The organism is Geminocystis sp. GBBB08, from assembly GCF_016743215.1.
Lineage (GTDB): Bacteria > Cyanobacteriota > Cyanobacteriia > Cyanobacteriales > Cyanobacteriaceae > Geminocystis.
Genome location: NZ_VRZC01000002.1, coordinates 34,741 through 52,777, shown reverse-complemented (window position 1 = coordinate 52,777; position 18,037 = coordinate 34,741). Strand labels below are relative to the sequence as shown.

18 protein-coding genes are annotated in these 18,037 nt (G+C 28.7%); 8 read left to right on the top strand and 10 right to left on the bottom strand.

Annotated elements, in window-relative coordinates:
* Positions 1-35: 35 nt before the first annotated feature.
* On the bottom strand, positions 36-263 hold the full coding sequence (locus tag FWJ34_RS00585) for a hypothetical protein (RefSeq protein WP_308253319.1): 228 nt from the start codon (positions 261-263) through the stop codon (positions 36-38).
* Positions 264-743: 480 nt separating this feature from the next.
* Here FWJ34_RS00585 and FWJ34_RS00580 point away from each other — a divergent pair, with 480 nt between their 5' ends.
* Together FWJ34_RS00580 and FWJ34_RS00575 are read left to right on the top strand one after the other, a co-directional pair.
* Complete coding sequence (locus FWJ34_RS00580) at positions 744-1,043, top strand: hypothetical protein (RefSeq protein ID WP_308253317.1); 300 nt, start codon at positions 744-746, stop codon at positions 1,041-1,043.
* 360 nt (positions 1,044-1,403) lie between these two features.
* Positions 1,404-2,816, top strand: a complete 1,413-nt coding sequence (locus FWJ34_RS00575) for a hypothetical protein (protein ID WP_308253315.1) — start codon at positions 1,404-1,406, stop codon at positions 2,814-2,816.
* 123 nt (positions 2,817-2,939) lie between these two features.
* On the opposite strand, the gene FWJ34_RS00570 is transcribed toward FWJ34_RS00575, so the two are convergent.
* The 8 genes from FWJ34_RS00570 to FWJ34_RS00535 all read right to left on the bottom strand — a co-directional run bounded on the left by FWJ34_RS00570 (position 2,940) and on the right by FWJ34_RS00535 (position 11,472).
* On the bottom strand, positions 2,940-4,196 hold the full coding sequence (locus tag FWJ34_RS00570) for a hypothetical protein (RefSeq protein WP_308253314.1): 1,257 nt from the start codon (positions 4,194-4,196) through the stop codon (positions 2,940-2,942).
* Positions 4,197-4,198: 2 nt separating this feature from the next.
* On the bottom strand, positions 4,199-5,056 hold the full coding sequence (locus FWJ34_RS00565) for a hypothetical protein (RefSeq protein WP_308253313.1): 858 nt from the start codon (positions 5,054-5,056) through the stop codon (positions 4,199-4,201).
* Complete coding sequence (locus tag FWJ34_RS00560; protein WP_308253311.1) at positions 5,053-6,972, bottom strand: hypothetical protein; 1,920 nt, start codon at positions 6,970-6,972, stop codon at positions 5,053-5,055. Before FWJ34_RS00560 ends, FWJ34_RS00565 begins: the two co-directional genes overlap by 4 nt.
* Positions 6,960-7,616: a glycosyltransferase family 2 protein gene (locus FWJ34_RS00555; protein ID WP_308253309.1), complete on the bottom strand. Its 657-nt coding sequence runs from the start codon at positions 7,614-7,616 to the stop codon at positions 6,960-6,962. Before FWJ34_RS00555 ends, FWJ34_RS00560 begins: the two co-directional genes overlap by 13 nt.
* The gene (locus FWJ34_RS00550; RefSeq protein WP_308253308.1) at positions 7,613-8,266 is read right to left on the bottom strand and encodes a hypothetical protein; all 654 of its coding nucleotides are present in this window, start codon (positions 8,264-8,266) and stop codon (positions 7,613-7,615) included. The genes FWJ34_RS00555 and FWJ34_RS00550 overlap by 4 nt, the downstream gene beginning before the upstream one ends.
* 567 nt (positions 8,267-8,833) lie before the next feature.
* On the bottom strand, positions 8,834-9,430 hold the full coding sequence (locus FWJ34_RS00545; RefSeq protein WP_308253307.1) for a hypothetical protein: 597 nt from the start codon (positions 9,428-9,430) through the stop codon (positions 8,834-8,836).
* Entirely contained in the window at positions 9,427-10,500 is a 1,074-nt protein-coding gene (locus tag FWJ34_RS00540; protein ID WP_308253306.1) for a hypothetical protein, read from the bottom strand. The genes FWJ34_RS00545 and FWJ34_RS00540 overlap by 4 nt, the downstream gene beginning before the upstream one ends.
* Before the next feature lie 33 nt (positions 10,501-10,533).
* Positions 10,534-11,472, bottom strand: a complete 939-nt coding sequence (locus FWJ34_RS00535; RefSeq protein ID WP_308253305.1) for a caspase family protein — start codon at positions 11,470-11,472, stop codon at positions 10,534-10,536.
* 269 nt (positions 11,473-11,741) lie between these two features.
* Between FWJ34_RS00535 and FWJ34_RS00530 the strand changes: the two genes are divergently transcribed.
* The 4 genes from FWJ34_RS00530 to FWJ34_RS00515 all read left to right on the top strand — a co-directional run bounded on the left by FWJ34_RS00530 (position 11,742) and on the right by FWJ34_RS00515 (position 14,041).
* Positions 11,742-12,236: a hypothetical protein gene (locus FWJ34_RS00530; RefSeq protein WP_308253304.1), complete on the top strand. Its 495-nt coding sequence runs from the start codon at positions 11,742-11,744 to the stop codon at positions 12,234-12,236.
* 2 nt (positions 12,237-12,238) lie between these two features.
* Complete coding sequence (locus FWJ34_RS00525; RefSeq protein WP_308253303.1) at positions 12,239-12,406, top strand: hypothetical protein; 168 nt, start codon at positions 12,239-12,241, stop codon at positions 12,404-12,406.
* Between the two features lie 377 nt (positions 12,407-12,783).
* On the top strand, positions 12,784-13,521 hold the full coding sequence (locus FWJ34_RS00520; RefSeq protein WP_308253302.1) for a glycoside hydrolase family protein: 738 nt from the start codon (positions 12,784-12,786) through the stop codon (positions 13,519-13,521).
* A 169-nt stretch (positions 13,522-13,690) separates the two neighbouring features.
* On the top strand, positions 13,691-14,041 hold the full coding sequence (locus FWJ34_RS00515; RefSeq protein WP_308253300.1) for a hypothetical protein: 351 nt from the start codon (positions 13,691-13,693) through the stop codon (positions 14,039-14,041).
* 62 nt (positions 14,042-14,103) lie between these two features.
* Here FWJ34_RS00515 and FWJ34_RS00510 read toward each other — a convergent pair whose 3' ends face one another.
* Positions 14,104-15,060: a Fic family protein gene (locus tag FWJ34_RS00510; protein WP_308253299.1), complete on the bottom strand. Its 957-nt coding sequence runs from the start codon at positions 15,058-15,060 to the stop codon at positions 14,104-14,106.
* Positions 15,061-15,273: 213 nt separating this feature from the next.
* On the opposite strand from FWJ34_RS00510, the gene FWJ34_RS00505 reads away from it, so the two are divergent.
* Both FWJ34_RS00505 and FWJ34_RS00500 read left to right on the top strand, forming a co-directional pair.
* Entirely contained in the window at positions 15,274-15,582 is a 309-nt protein-coding gene (locus tag FWJ34_RS00505) for an HNH endonuclease (RefSeq protein ID WP_308253297.1), read from the top strand.
* 541 nt (positions 15,583-16,123) lie between these two features.
* A complete protein-coding gene (locus FWJ34_RS00500; RefSeq protein WP_308253296.1) occupies positions 16,124-17,896 on the top strand; it encodes a DUF4209 domain-containing protein in 1,773 nt (590 codons plus the stop codon).
* The last annotated feature ends 141 nt before the right edge of the window (positions 17,897-18,037 follow it).

Below are 18,037 nucleotides of genomic sequence, written 5' to 3'. Positions count from 1 at the left end.
AGACAAAGTCCAGTTCAAAAGTAAAAAGTAAATAATTAATTTGGAGCATTAGCAATCAATTGTCGATAATATTCTCTTAACTGTGTCAAAGCTGTTTTTTGTGTGGACTTCAACTGTGTTAATTGATTCTTTTGAGTAGTTTTTAGAGTTATTCCCTGTTGTTTATGTACATTTTTCATATAAGTGATGTCGTTTAGAGATTTATTGCGTAAATCTTTTATTGCGTTATCTCTTTGGATTCTTAATTGTATTTTAGTAGCCATAATTAATAATTTTTAGATTTTTTCTTTAATCCTAATTTTGAAGCACGGCAATAAATACTATATCGTGTTCTATTTAATTTTACCATTAATTCATTTATCGGCAGATTATAATTATTTCTCAAAAATTCTTTTTCGATTTCAATACACTTTTTATTCGGTAATTAATATCAATAGACAATATACTATTCGTATTTCATTCGTGGCAAAATCAGCACCAAAAATTTGATGCAAGGGGATGGGAGCCCTTTATTAAATAATAATTATAAACTTTTTTACTACTTTTAAATATATCACAGCTTGTTTAGGATTGCTATAGAATGAATGCTATTCTTTGATTTGTTTAAAATCTTTGCCAATTCTGCTACTGATTTATGTTCTTTTTTATATTTTGTCATTGTAAGTAATTCAGTTATTTTTATCATTTTTTATTATATAATAAAGATATAATAAATTTGATCATTCATTATAATTTTAAACTAAATGTATAAAGATTTTGAAGTTGACTTAATCGAATTAGAAGACGTAATAATTAACGGTTATTTTATAGGAGAAAACAGCGAATATTATATTTTTCAAGAAATAGAATTTACAGCTTCACCGTATAAATTATTAGATGTTTGGCATATAGATAAATCAACAGTTAAAGGTATTCCGAAAGAGAATATACAAGGTATTTTACAATTAGATGATTCTTATTACCCAGAGTTTGAAGGAGGTAAATGGTATATTAGTAAAGGTATGGGAGCATTAATGAATTTTATCTCTAATCCATTTCTCTGATTCATATAGAGTTGAAGTAAAGGTTGTTACCCATAAGTTATGGGAATTTATAAACCAATTTTAGCTATTAATAAACCTATCATGACACCTCAGTTCGACATAAAATTATCGATTAAGATAAGGTATCAGGTAAAGATAAGATAAGATAAAATAAAGATAAGGTAAAAAAATTATTCAAATTGATTTTATCAAAATTAAATTAAGTAATTAATTGATCTAAACAAAGAAATTGTTAACCTGAAAAGAGCAACCGTCAAACCTATTAACATAGAGAATTCTTATAGTTCACTCAGTATCCTTTGACCAATTTAAAAAACAAATAGAACCACCAGTAAATCCTCCCTTTGCTATGCAAAAATAATGAGTTATCAAGGAAAAGAAATATTAAAATTACCGTCTAATTTAAACTCAATTGATACGGTAATGAATACGCCCCCATTTGAAACATTTAGAACTTTACCTAAATTATCTTATTTAATTAATTTATTTGAGTCTGTACCAGATTTATTAAGTATTTTAGTTTCAATGCCCTTCACTTTTTTAGAATCAATACACGGCATAAATAGAGCGTATAATTCCGATAAATATGATAATCTTAATCAAATAGGTACGAGTTTATTAAATAGTTCAAAATATGAAAATAGATTATATGAAGGAGTTTTTAAAGCCTATAATAATTCACTTGATATTGATTATTTAACAGAAGTTCTAACAGAAAATAATATTGATTCAGTACCAATTGACGGCGGTAATCCTTATAATGAAATGCAATCTTGGCAACAAGAATCGATTAATGTTTTAGAATCAATTAAAGAATCAGTTTCTAATCTATTAAATAGTTTAAAAGGTAAAAAATTAACTGCCGAACAAAGAAAACAACGGACAAGATTATCATGGCAACTATCCGATTTGAATAAGATTTACTCCCAAATTCAATCTAAATTAGGTTTACGAACATTGGAAGATAGAAATAATTTATTAGAAATAATATTAAATCCGAATAGAATTGATCCTTCCTTTGTCAGAACTAATCCGTTAAACATTCTTGATTTACCACAAATTCATAATCAATTTAATCAATTTCAATTTAATCAATTTAATCATCAATTTAATCAAAACCAATTAAATAAAAGACAATTAACAGATATTATTTCGACACCTGCGGATATGTTGGCGCAACTTAACCGAATGTCTAATTTTTTTCTTAGTTTCTTCGGAATACCAGTCAATATTAATCTGCTTCCAGCTTTATCCTATACAGTCTCTAATATGGTTCTCAAATCTCTTGGTAGTAGTGGGGCAATGGCAACTAGATATTTTGCAGGGCATATCCTAAGACAAAATGCGGTTAATTTACCTGTAATTGTGCAACAAACCGGGATGTGGGGAATGGCATGGGGATATTTAGCACCTTTTGCCCCGTGGGTAATTTTAGCGTCCGTTACTATTGTTGTGGGAATTAAAAAGAATATGAAATTAGGAGAACATCTTTATTTATTTGGAGAACATTCAGGTAGTTATCCTGATATGACATTTATGGTGTTGTCCAATTCTAATAATAAAGAAATATATGAGACGATGCTAAATCAAGGAGAAACAATGAAGAATAATTCAGGAAAAACTTATAGTACATTATATGGGTTTAGTACTTATAAAGATAAACCACAATTCGGATTAGATCTGACTAATGATGATGTAACAATGATGAATAGAACGGAATTAAATAGTTTTGACGGTTATCTTAATATCATCGATAATTTTTGGACAACTTAATAATTAGACATCGACCTAAATGAAAAATTAAATCAATTTCAATATCGAAATCGAAAAAGAAAGGATAATTTATTGTCATTTTTAATTTTCCTAAAATAATTATTGGAGAAATCTATTGATGAGTTAAGGTTTTTTAATTAACCAAGCTGCTTTTTTCTTCCAATGGCGTTTATCCGATTCCCACCCCATATAAACGGCACGATACGGACGACACTCCCCTACCCAAATCGGTTCATCTAAAAATGTCGGTATCCATTGTTGTATTTTTACATCTTGACATAAGCTAGTTAACCATGTGGCGAAGTCACCTTCAATAAATTCTTTACACTCATCTTTAGTTTGGAAATTGGTGTAAATCTGTGTTTTTTGAACAGCACGAACGGCATCTTGAACATTATTTATCCTAATCCAAATTTCGATTAAAGTAGCACCAAAAGTAAAGTTACTAAGGATAGAAAAACTATCTTGAGTAATACTATCTATATCAATCGGACTCGGTAAAGTAAAATATTTACGATAATAGTTGCCCTTTCCCCAATCAAGATTACGGTACATAATTTGTAATTGATTTGTTTTATAGCCTTTCATTTCATCGAATGCCGAAACAGGGATTACACATTCGTCTAGTTCATATTCCGTTATTAATGGCGGTTCATTTGACGAAGGAGGGGTAACACCGTCTGATTTAAAAATTAATTCTCCTATGGATATTAACCCTGTTACATTAAAGTTTTCTATATTAGAAGCCCTTGCACTATAATAATTTCCTATTTTATGGATATTTTTAGTAGCACCGATTAACACGGGTTGTCCAAGATTGGTTAAACTAACAAAAGCTAATGCTTCTAATAAAGCCGGTGCCGGATTCTCTTTATCATATTCAGCATCGATGTCAGCATCTAAAGCACCTAAATCTCCCATTAATTCATCTTTAAATGCCGATACCGTGCGATTATCTGCATCATTAAATTCAACAGCTTCTTTATATAAAATATTGCATAACATTCTTCCGAACTTATGGTTTAATAAACTACTTTTTACGTCTGATGTATAAGTATAAGTCGTATTTGTACTACTCCCACTAACCTTAGTAGAAATCGGTAAAATTCTAATTGGTGGAGACGGAACTACTACAGATTTTGTAAGATAAACATTAAGGTTGGTATTATTAATGATATTGCGAACGGTATAATTAATAATATTAGGCGGATTATCAGGACAATTTACCGTAATATTTACCGTAGATGATTTGTCAGGTATCTCAGGTTTTTTAACGTCTTTTCGGAAAAGATTGGTAATAGGAACAATATTATTAATTAAATTAGAAGCAGTATTAGACCAATCAGATATTTGAGCTAACCAACTAAATTTTTTACTCATAATTAAGGTGTGGGAGAAACTGGAGGAGGAGAAGAAAGAATTGCTCCATTAATAATAGCTATATTAGTGATGACATCCATTAATCTTTTATGGATTGATACCGCACCAGGATTAACTTTAGGCATTTCTATATATCCTTGTATATTATCACCACTAACAGGATCACTTTCCCCTATATCTATTTTCATTTGGCTATAATCTATCGGTAATCCTAATGCTTTTAATATTTCTAAAGTATTATTCGTTGTCTTTAATCCTAAAACATGAGTTTGATATATATTACTAGACAAAGAAGATAACATATAGGCTACTTCTGCTAATAAAGTGCCTAGCCCCTCATAACTTGTAATTTTACTACCATCAGCAGAAGGTAACATACCAGCGCCTATTTCTTGCCAATTAAGCCCTTTATCAAGGTCATCGATGTAAGATTCTTGATATTGCATCCAATTTTCGCATAATACTATGTCACCTTTCCGCATTATATTATTCTCAGGGTCATTATCATCAAAGTTTTCATAGCGATTGCAACGGTTTTGATAGGCAATACCAAGCCTTTCTTCAGTGGATAATCCACCTGTTTGACCTGTCGTACTACCGCCCTTATTATCAGCAAATTGACCCCTTGTCCACCCGTCTGGTATCGTTGCTTTTCCTTTGTCATCATACGGTATATTAACTCTTTTGCGTACCGACATTATACTACCATCAGGATTAAACGCTACTCCTAAAGCCTTTGCAATTTTGTCTAATTTTCTAGCCATGTGCATATAGTAAGGTTTATCGTTATCATATGCAAATTCACCGGCACCTAAACAGGCGTGTATTTCTTGAAGCATTAATTCTTGTGGAATTGTCATAATTCTATTGTGTTATTTAAAATTAAATTGTAGCAGTCTATTGCATTTAAAGATGTTGAAGCGGCATCTAAAAAATCATTAAAATTATTAAAATTATAATCATAAGATTGAGTTTTTTTAATGGCTAAATGTGTTTGTTTCTGATGAGCTTCTGGAAAATATACACCATCATAATATTTGATTAATCCATTTTGTAATTGACCACTTAAATCAGGTAATAACCAGACTGGATAGCCCAAAGTTTGAGAATCCACTTCAAAAATCACGTTTCCATTTTGAGGAACTTGTACCCAAGTATTAGAAGTGACTACTCTTTTCATACCATCCGTTAAAACTTCAAAATAATTTAATTGTTCTCCGTTGATAATTGTATTATAGATTAACTCCAAATTTACATTAGCACTAGCACCTACATCATTGAGATTATTACTTAGAGGAGCGACAAAAGTAGCCGTTAAATTAGAAGAATTAACAGATTGTAAAGAGGTTAATACGGCTAGTAAAGCCTCTACAGGAGCTCCTAAAATACCGCCAATAAAAGACTGATATAGTTTTGAGCCAACAATTAATTGATAATTTTTACTATGGGGTTGTTGAGGATAGGTATATACTCTTCTTTCTGATATTAATAAAGGACTAAAAATTAATTCTAATGTCTTAAGTGCTGAAGATGCCTCATAAATTCCCACATTCTTATCTTCATAAGTAGGAATAGTAGAATGTTCAATCCAACTAAGAGGATATTTTTTCCTAGCATAAACTATCTTATATCCAAATGTTTCCAGCAATGGTCTATTTAAAACCTCAAATTCAAGAGTAGTATTCTTAGTAAAATGGTGATCGTAAATAGCATCAGCTAGTAATTGATCACTCTCACTATCACCATCAAAATAAGCTGAACTATTATTGTAATCATCATTAAAATCCTCCCTAGTTAATATTTGCTGTTCTCTAGCGTAATCTCCCCTTCCTAAATTTTTATACATCCTCCCAGCCAATCCAAAATAATCTGAATTTAAAACATTATATGCCTCATAACTCTTTAAAAATAATTGTTGAAAATCAGTACGAGGTAATAAAGGAATAGGTATATTAACTATGGGAACATTATCTTCATTTACCGATTTTGTTTGAACTAAATTATAAAGAGTGGGTAAAATATCAGAATTAGTAATATTAGCAATATTTTTATATAGAAATAAAGGATTTATTTGAGATTCAACTTGTTCTTTAATATTAGGATCTTCACTTTCTATCACTATAGAAAATATAGCTAATTTATATTTTTTTACTATTTCATTAGTATAATTAGCTCTAGTAAATAAAGTATCAAAAGTATAATCTATACCAGTAGATAAAGTTACTTGATGTTTAACTAAAGCTGTAAAAGCTAAACCCTTCTTAGAAATACCTAAATATTTTTCTATTAATAATGAATCATCAGGAGTGTTATTATTAGTATATAAAAAAGATACTGTAAACTTGCCTAAAGGAATATTTATAGTATTAATTTCTACCCTATCAAAAGAAGTTAATAATAAATCATTCAAAGTAAAATAAAAAGAGGTACTAATATAATAATCATCAACAACATTATTACTTATACTTTTTCCTTTTAGCCCTTGATAAATAAAATCATAAGTTTCAAAGAAAAAGCCAACATATTCAAGATATTTATCCGCATAATTATATTTATAAATACCGAACCTTTCAACAAGAATAATATTAGTAATTAAATGAGGAGATAATTCAAGGTAAGAAGAATAATATTGTGGATCATCTAAATATAAATAAATTTCTGATTTTCTTGGTACAGAAAAGTTATAACCTAAAAAAATATCATATCTTAGGGTAGGGTCAAACCACCATAATAATGTCTCATCGCTAGTTAGATTAGCAGGATTTATGACTTCCATAGTAACCTCGCTCTATTTTTATTTATTATTTGTCGGTCTGAATACAATGCAGATATTCTATTTCCATGTATTAAATAGTAATATAAAGGAATATTGACTTTATGAGGAGTACAATATTGCAACATTTTTAATGATAATTCATAATCCATAGAAGTATCGTAAGAAAGGTCGATACCACCGACTTTATGGTAAAGTGCAGTCTTGAAAAGCCTGAAGTGGAATAAAATATTATTCTCAAGCATTCTTTTCATAGTAAAAGGCTCAGTATTTCTTATCCCAATGGTAATTTTAGAAGGGTGGACTTCGTAAAAATCAGTATATATAATATCAGCATCAAATTTACTACATTCAGCTAAACAATTAGGATGTAGCCAATCATCATCATCAACCCACCCACAATAATCGGTTTCTACATGATGATGAGCATTATAAAGAGCCGCAACTCTCCCGATATGAGTACCGCCTAATACTTTTGCATAAGGAATTATCCGTAATATTTTATCTAGTACTTCTGCATAAATATTAAAATCATCATCTACATAGATAATCCATTCTTTTGGTGGCAGAAGTTGTTTTATAATCCCCACCGCACAATGCCATAAAAACTGAGGACGATTATAAGTAGTAGTAAGTAAGGTAATCAACTACCGCTTCCTCCCATATCACGAGGGGTAAAAGGTGGCTCAATGATAAACCTAATTTTCTTCTTGTAAAATGGGTATTCTTCGTTATTATCAAGGTAATCAAGGTAACTATAGTATTTAATCATGATGTAAAAACTACCATAATAAACAGCTTCTGGGGGGGTATAGGTAATAAGACCATTGTCATCTATAGATAAATCACCAAGTTCAATATGACTACCTAAATTGTAGAGATTAGCAGTAATACCATTAGGAGTATAAACACTCTCATCAAATTCTCTGATAAACCATCTATCAATACGCCAATGGGAATTATTACCGAAAAGATAGCTATAAATACCACTAGGGGATTCTAAGGAATTACCATAAATAATAATAGTATCAGCTATTTCTTGATGGTATTTTTCTTTTAAAACAGAAGCAATGTGAATATTTAAGTTATCAAGAGCCAATTGTGCATTGTTACTAATTTCTGCAAAGTCAAAAGAGGTTAATTGTGTATTAATAGAATTGATACTAGAATTAATATCATTAATAAGAGCATTATATTTTTCCGTAACAAAACTGCCGTTAGGATGATTGTCACCACTAATACTAGGTACGTCATTTTTCCCTACAATAATAGGAATTTTATAATCAGAAAATGGCATAATTAATTACTAATAAGATTTATTTAAGTTTTGTTTTATTTTTTAAATTCTTGTCTATATCCATTAGCTGAAACATACAATATTTTTGAGTGAACTATAAAAATTCTCTATGTTAATAGGTTTGACGGTTGCAGGTTAATAAGTAGGTATGCAAAATTAATGATATGTTTACTTTTAATATGTAAAAGATAACAAACACAGTCTAATAAGGATTAGAGGTAACAAAAACTAATTTTAAAATTGATCAATAATTTTGCTGAGGCACTTAGTTGCCGGTTAATAGTTGCCAGTTTGGATTAATTAATTACTTAATTTAATTTTGATAAAATCAATTTGAATAAGTTTTTTACTAATTCCGTCTCCGGATACCTAGCATCTGACACCTAGCATCTGATACCTAACACCTGATACCTGATACCTAACACCTAACACCTGATACCTAACACCTTGCCTCAACCTATAATTTTATGTCGAACTGAGGTAATATTGAACACTTGTGGGGATATTCCAATTGTCATATTCTTTTTTTAACATAACAATAATTTTTCTTAATTTCTTTTTCATTTATTAATTCCCAATAAGATTGTTATTTCCAACGAGCAAAGTATTCCCAAAAATAGAAATAGGGATAGAAATATCATCATCAGCAACGGCATCAATAGCTTGGATAATATTATTAGTAGTAAGATAAACTTCATATTTTATCGGTAATGTTATCAAACAATCAATCAAATTTTTAGATTGTTGATTAAATACAGGGGTAATCTTTACGACATTAGCTTTAGTAGTATCTAATGCAAGATATTGCTGTGAACACCAATAAAAGTATTGTTCTAAGGACTGTACTACCAACGGTTCATTAGTGATGTTCGGTAAAGTACTAGGACTTGATATGGTCTCTATATATTCCGTAATACCAACTAATTTTTCTACTATATTATCAAGAATATTTGCATTAGTAATAAGGGAGGTATCGGTATATTCTATTGTTACTCTTACTACTAGATTAGCTATGGCAGGAGTAGCATTAACAGCTAACTGTACCGTATCTTTAATATCACTATTCTTATAAGCATTGCGTAACAATAAAGCACTCCATGCTATACCACGTTGGTAAGTATCAATATTAAGATTATCTCTTTTTATTTTAGGTGGTAATATCATAAGTACATTAAATTAAGGACATAATCTTCTTCCATACTTGATTCCGTTGAAAGTGATAATATATATTCTCCTACGGATAATTGATATTCTATTTCTTCTACATATTCTTCATCATAAATAACGGCATTATTACCGATAATTTGCCAAATTACTGCTTTATCTGTCGTAAATTTGATTTGTTTATTCTCAGATAGATTTATCTGCATTTTCCAATTGACAATATCGCCACCTAATCTTATATTAAGTTGTTCTTCTGTACCGTTATTAGAATGTATTTCTTCTAATTTTTTAGACACATTATCTAATATAAATTCTGTTTGTCCACTGCTTTTAACGGAATCTAAAGCTATCAAATAGATAAACCCTTCTACTACTTCTATTTCTACATTTCTTGTAATAGTTGATCCTTGTATTAACAATTCATTTACATTTGATAATTGATAAAAAGTTCCGTTATAAACTAATAAACTATCATTTTGGTTCTTATCGTATTTTCCTAATGATACATTTACCGTATATTTACCGTTTTCTAAATTATTAATGATTAATGCACTTCCTTTTTTCCCTACAAACGGTTTAATTGCATTTTTCAGATGAGACGCAGTTCCGAATAATTCATTAGAAATAGTTGTATTTAATACTTCACTTGTATTTATTATTGTTTTTCGATTAAAAATATCAACTTTTACATTGCCAATAGTTGAATAAGTTATCGGATGTTCGGGTGCAAATATCGGTAATATTTCATCGATTGTTACAGTAGAAACTATAGTAATTACCGAGCTAGGAAATAAGAGAAAACCCCAATTATTAGAGGTAATATAACCGTAAAAATGATTAATACCTTCTCTGACTTTGATTTCTTTTAAGATTAACCCATCAAATAAAACTAATTTAATATTATCGGCATTAACAACTATAATATTTGTTTTAATAATTCCTGAATAATTATCCGTAAATTGAGTAATATTAGCCAAATTACCGTATTCACTTAAATCTAATGAATCATTGAAATAAGTAGAATTAATCATACTTATCGATATTGCATTTTCTGTACTTAATATTGTCATTATTTTTGCTTTATTTAATTAATGAAATAATAGTTAAATTGATGAATTAGAAAAACGAGTAGCACTACCCGCTGTTTGGCTTGGTGTTGGGCGTTTTGGTGCTTTAGGGAATTTAATTCCTTTATAGTCAGTTAATTGAAAAACATCTTGAAGAAGAAAAGAACGAGGAATAATTCCGTGTTTATTTAATTGGGGAGTTTGGTTTTTACCTTTTAGTAATAATTTAGTTTCATTAATTAAATAACTAGGAGTTAAACGCTTCGGTTTTTCGCCTTTTTTGGGTTTTTGATTCTTAGTAACTAATTTGAGTAAAGATTCAGTAAAAGCACCATAATTTTTGCCTTCCGCCGCTAATTGTTTATCATTACAAGCGGATAAACTAATAATTCCTGCTTTTATTTCTTTCTGATTATTTGTTAATTTAGCTAATCTATTTTTTAATTGGTTAAATTTACGTTTATCAGCAAAAATATCTTGACTAATTTCTGAAGATAAATTACGATTTAACCTTTGTACTTTGCCCTTTGTACTTTGCCCTTTCACAGAACGAGTAATAGTACCACTATGACAACAATCTGCAATAATAATTACTCTTACATTTTCTGCAAATAAAGGGAATAAAAAATGTAATTCATCATCGAATAATGGCTTATCATAAGTAACAAAAAATTCGTCTTTTTCGTCTTCTTCATCGCCATTATTATCCTTAATTTGGCTACCATGACCTGAATAACTCAATAAAAAAGTATCACCTGATTTTAGTTGTTTAGCTGACTCTTTTATATGAGAAATAATGTTAATAGTAGTTGCTTCTGGAGATAATAATAAAGTTGACTTAAAACCATTATTATCAGTGATTTGTTTTAGAGCAATAGCATCATTTTCACAGGCGAATAAAGGCGGTACTTGAACACCATAACCATTATTATCAACGTGATTAATACCAATATGTAAAGCAATTCCTTGAACCATTTTATTATGTTAATTGATTGTACGGGCTTAATATATTGAGCATCCTAATTAATATAATCAATAAAATAATAGATTGTATTTAAAAAGTTAAATTCTCTTGGAATCATTTTTTACAACCAGATAAATTTCGTGATTTACATATTATTATTAATAAAAAGGCAAAATAATTTATCTATTGCTAATAAGGGTAAATAGACAATTGTTCATGATTCATTATCTTTTTCTTGATATTTAACTTCAATTATTAGCTTTTAACTTTTAACTTAACTATGGGATTAGGAATAATAGAAACAATAATAGCGATAATCTCATTCGTAGCAACCGTCATGAATTCAATATCAAAATTTTTAACAAATAGATTGAATAAAAAATTAGACTCGGTAAAGGAGGATATTCTTGAATCAACAGATAAATCAATTAATAACTTCATCAAAAAAAATGAAGAATCGAGAAATAAAATGTATGAAAAAATATCAAATAATTTCAATAAAATAACAAATGAAATAAATCTAATCAATAATAATTATGATCATCAAAATACGTTAATTAATATAAAGATAGAAGCAATCAATCAATTATTAATGGAAAAAATAAGTAATTTAGAAGAAGAACATGATGACTTTAAACAACAAATTAATAAATCAGAACAACATAATAATCAAAGTCATGATGATTTTAAAAAACAAATTAACCATCTTGATAATTCTATTAATAACCTAAATTATTGTTTAAGAGACCAAGAAAAAGAGCAAAAAAAACCTTAGTAATGAATATTAATATTACTTTTTTAGTTTTTTATGGTTTATCTATTTTATTAATAACAATATTATTTAATAAATCCATAGAATCACAAACATTAGTAACCGAATTATTAAAAATACTAATCAGTGGATATTTAGGATATTTAATTCGTACTGTTGAAGATAAAAATTAACTCATCCAACAAAGATAAATGGTAAACAAAAGTAATTTCCATCCGTGAACTGTAAGAAACCTTGAAAAAAATAAGGATTAATTCGTGATAATTGACTAAAATTTACCACAATCACGAGGATTAAGTTTAGTAAATAATTGCTCTATTTCAATTTTGATACATTTTACATCAATTATAAACACTACTCCTTTGCAAGAGCTATCTGCTCCCTAGGGCGTGTCATCAATTAAATCTATAAGTCTTCTATGGATAAGAGTTTCAGTCTTTTATCTTTGACAATTGAAAATAAGCGAAAATATTTATCCTCTCACAGCTAAATGATGACAAGCCCTAGTCTTTACTGACAATTTTTAACTTTTAACTTTTAACTTGAAATAATGACTTTATCAAATATTATTAATCCAATTCATATTAATAAATTGTCGATCAAGCAGGTAAAGGAACTGCAACGGTTACTAAATAATTGTGGGTATAAATTAGCGATAGATGGTATTGTCGGTAATCAAACTTTAACGGCATTTAACAGCTTCAAAAAAGGACATAATCTGACAGAACCGAATCTCATCGGTAAAACAACGATCGAATGGTTAATGAAATATGCGACAAATTCATCAGCTAGTAACTCAGAACTAAATAATCCTCTGCTCTTTGCCCCTTGTCCATTGCCCTTTGAGAGAAAGATTAACCAGAGAGGATTAGACTTGATTAAAGAATTTGAAGGTTTTAGAAATCAAGCCTATATTTGTCCTGCTGGAATACCAACAATTGGCTATGGTTCGACCTTTTATCTCGATGGTAGGAAGGTAAAAATGGGCGATCGCATCAGTAAAGAAGAAGCAGAGAAATTATTAATTAGGACAGTACAAACATTTGCCGATGGAGTTAGTAAAGTTATCAAAGTACCATTAACCAGTAATCAATTCAGTGCCTTAGTTAGTCTGTGTTTCAATATAGGAGTTGGAGCATTTCAAAAATCAACACTGGTGAAAGTATTAAATCAGGGCAATTATAGCGAGGCGGCGAACCAATTTTTACGATGGAATCGAGGCGGCGGTAAAGTCTTGGCAGGATTAACCAGAAGACGAACACGAGAACGTCAGTTATTTTTGAGTTAAATACTGAAATAGGAACTACGAAGTACAGTAGAAAAGTGTACCTCCTTTCTGAGTTCATAGTTCTGATCATAAAAAGTGGATGAAAAACAGAGTCAAAAAGAATACTTTTAACTTTTAACTTTTGACGCTTATTAGTTGTTGTCAATAATAACATGAGAAAAGAATAACAATGACAGCAACGAATCATTATAAATCAATAAATTTATCGGAAATAAAGCTGATAAGACAATTAAAAGAAGAACATAAAACAGTTAATGAAATTGCGAACGCACTAGGTAGAACAATAAACTCCATTTATTCTTTTACTAATTACTACTCTTTACCTACAAAAGGATGGACTGAATTAGAAAATGAGATTTTAAGAAATGAATATTTGGAAACACCTGCTAAATTATTGGGACAAAAACTAAATCGTAGTCGTCATAGTATTTATGTTCAAGCGTGTAAATTGGGATTGAAGAAAAATATGATTAGAACTCAGAATTGTAAATCAAACCCAATGGCAAATCTTGATGATTAATCATTAATTATATAGATAAATAAAAACTTTTTAAAATCCTAAAATATTAAAATATAATTAACTTATTCTAAGTATAATTTTGGGTGACTATAAAGTTTGTTATTTTCTTTAATTGCTATTAATTTATTTCTTTTAATCCATTGACGTAGAGTCGTTTCTTTTACCTGAAAATAATCACTTAAATCTCTTAATATTAATAGTGGTTCTTTAATCTTTAATGCTGTAATAATCATTTTTTCTAATCTAGGTTTTAATCCTAAATATAATAGCTCTTTTAATAAACTATAATTTCCCATATCTAAATGCTTTTTAATAGTAGATAAATTAGAGTTAAAAAATCCTTTATGAAAACCTATATCTGCTAACTCTAAGGCTTGATAATATTTATTTCTTTCTGATAATTCAATCCCCTTAATAACAATGGGAGGATAACCTTGAGAAATGGCTAAATAATTAAGTAAAATTCTCCCTACTCTACTATTACCATCTTGAAAAGGATGGATACTTTCAAATAAGGTATGAATACGGGATAATGCTTCTAAAATAGGGTAAGTTTGCCAACAAATTTTACTATATTCACAAAAAATTTTTACATAATTTTCAATGTCAAATTCAGGCGGTTTTACCTTTGCTCCATGAATAATAATTGGATTGATTCTAAACTTACCACAATAATAGCTATATTTATCAATTCCTCTCAATAATTGACTGTGAATAGTACGAATTAAAGCTAAGTCTAAAAAAATAGATTTTTCTCGATAATATTGTAGTCCTAAATCATAAACAAATTGAGATGTACGATAATAATTTAATATTTCTGGTTGGGTTTTTTTTCCTTGTAAGACGGCTTTTAATTCTTCTTCAGTGGCAAAATATCCCTCAATAGATAGTGAATGTCTGGTGTCTTCTTCTAACATATATAACCATTCTTGGTTTTCGACTATGGCTTCTGGGAGTTTACCTAATTCATCTAAGAGTTTTTTTCTTTTGCTGATACTGTCACAATTACTATGAGGCATTTTTCGGTAAAATAGGTTAAAAGTATTGAAAGTTAATGCTTTTATCTACTGTAACAGTTTTGGTGATTTTTGCTATTTGTGACACCTCACTTGTCTATTTTTTATTAGACTTTTTGAGAAAAGATTTTTTATTAGTTTGTAGGAGCAGTTGGGCTTAATGCCTGCCTGTACCGCTTGATTTTTTAATTTTTTAATTAGAATAAAGGTTTATTAATGTCAAAATCTCGTTATCCTGATAATTGGAATGAAATTGCACGAGAAAAAAAAGAAGCTGTTAATTGGGTTTGCCATTCGTGCGGAATGCAGTGTTTAAAACCATCGGATGATATTTCAAAATTAACTAAATCTGAGAGAATGAAAAAGACATTAGTTGTACATCATGCTGATTATAAACCAGAAAATAATCGTCCAGAAAATTTAATCCCTGTTTGTAGCGGTTGTCATTTGTCTTATCATAAAGGTAGAAAAGGCAATATTTCCCTTGGACAATTATCGTTATTTGATAATAATAATTTTAGTTAATATAATAATTAGAACATCATAATATAGGGTTTACAGAGTTTATCAGATGCATACAAAAAATTTAAGTTCTCCTTAAAAAGTTAGATTTAGAGGTAACTATTCTTAGTATAGCAACCCTAAATGAGTTCTAAATTAGAATCCCATTAATTGTCCTGTTCTTATCTTAAGAAAAATTAGTCTTCCTAAGTACATGATTTAAGATTGCTTTAAATTAATAAGAAAATTGTTATTATTAATTAGACATCGACCACAATTAAAAATAAAATCAATTTTAATAAATAAATTGTCAATTAAGAATATTTTATCTCTGATTTCTGCTACCCTCTTACTAATTTCTGGAGATGTCTATTGATTCAATAATTAATTCGATTAATAATATATTTGATTATTTAATTATTGTATTATTAGCTTAACTTTTAAATCGTATTTACTGAAACTAAAAATTTTTATCATTTATTTTTAAAACATTTATTTTTCTTTTAAATAATTTTATAAAACTTCATATTTATAATTTAATTAAATTTATTCAATTCATTTGATTATGATGAACTTTCAATTTACAAATCTGAATTTAACAATAGAAAATTTTCATAATTCTCAATGGCAAGAAGTTATTAATAATTCTGAAAAAAAAGATTGTTTTCACTATAGTAAAGGTTTTTCAAAAAAACTAAAAGAAACTGAGCAAAATAATAATGTCAGTCCAGAACATCAAATCACTTTACTATTGTTATCAAGAATTACATATCCTAAACTAAAACCAGAATCATTAGATCAACCGTTTGCAACAGATGTTATTGAGCAAATTCCTGATGAATATTTTATATTTTTACAAGATTGGGTATCACATATAAATGATTATGAATTAAAAGCAAGAATTGCAGATATTATTTGGATTCGGAAAAAAAATTATCGTATGGCACAACTCGCTATTGATAATTATTTAGAGTCAGCTAAATCCTTGGAAGATCCAGAACATTGGACTTATTCAATAGATAGAATTGAACGTGCTATTCGTTTAGCTTATCAAACTAATCAAAAAATCCAGAAACAAAAAGTTTTTGAACATATTGAAAATGTATTACAAAAATATAATGGAGAAGATCCTCTTTTTTTATCAGCAAAATTGATGGAATTTTTACAAGAATTTAAACAAGGAGATCCATCAATATACGCACCTTTGGCAGAAAAATTAGCTAAGAAAGCTGAAAATAAACATAATTGGAGCTTGGCAAGAAATTATTGGTGTATAGCTATTGGTTGGTATAAAAAAGATAAAAATATTAATTGCGAACGTTGTGCATCTCTAAATTATGCAGAAACTTATATTCAAGAAGCAGAAGATAAAATTAATCAATCACCACCTAGTTATTTAGTCGCCTCACGTTTTTTAGCAAAGGCGATTGAAGCACTAAGAAACATTGGAAATAATCAGAAACGTGAAGAAGAAATACATTTAAAGTTACTTGATTATCAACAAAAATCTACTAGAGAATTAGGACTATTTTCACAAGAAATAAATTTGAGTAACATTGCTATACAAGCAATAAATAGAGTAAAAAGAAAAAAATTTGATGAAGCTATTTATGTTTTAGCTCTGGATTCCAAATCTCCAAGTAAACAAGATATAAAACAACAAACAAAAGATTTAATGGAAAATAGTCTTTTCTACTTATTTCCATCTATTTCTATAAACGAAATGGGTAAAGTGATAGGAATAAATCCCTCTTTAGAAGATGAAATGTGTAAAATTGCCGTTTACCATCAAAATGCTCAAGTTTATGGCATTATTGAGCCTATGAGAAACCAAATAAATTTAGAACATTATGTTAAAGTTAGTGATTTTTACTCATTTGTAGTTGATAATCCTTTTATTCCAAGAGGTAGAGAAGAAATATTTGCGAGAGGACTATATAGTGGTTTGATAGGAGACTTTTTAGTTGCAACACATCTTTTAATCCCTCAAATAGAAAATTCTCTTCGTCATGTTGTCAAAGGTATGGGTAAAATTACATCTTTTTTAGATACGGATAAAGGTGGCATACAAGATGAACATATTATGAGCGTACTTTTTGATGAAAATAAACATCTTAAAGATTTAGAAATTCTTTATGGGGAAGATATTGTCTTTGATTTAGTTTGCTTATTGAATCGAAAAGGTTTTGGCTCTAATTTAAGAAACAATATGGCTCATGGTTTATTAGACATAAATCACTTTTATACATCATCCGCTGTTTATTTTTGGTGGATTACTTTACATTTATGTTGTTTGCATAAAATTTCTAAAAATCAATCTACAGACAAAAACACATAGGGATTTTATGATAAGACTTTAAGTATGATACAAAAGTTTAACAGAGTCAAGAAATTGAAAATATTTCAAGTCAAGATCTAAAACATAGAATGCAAATGATCTAAAACATAACCAAAAGTACTCTTTGCTTTTCTGTTTTGA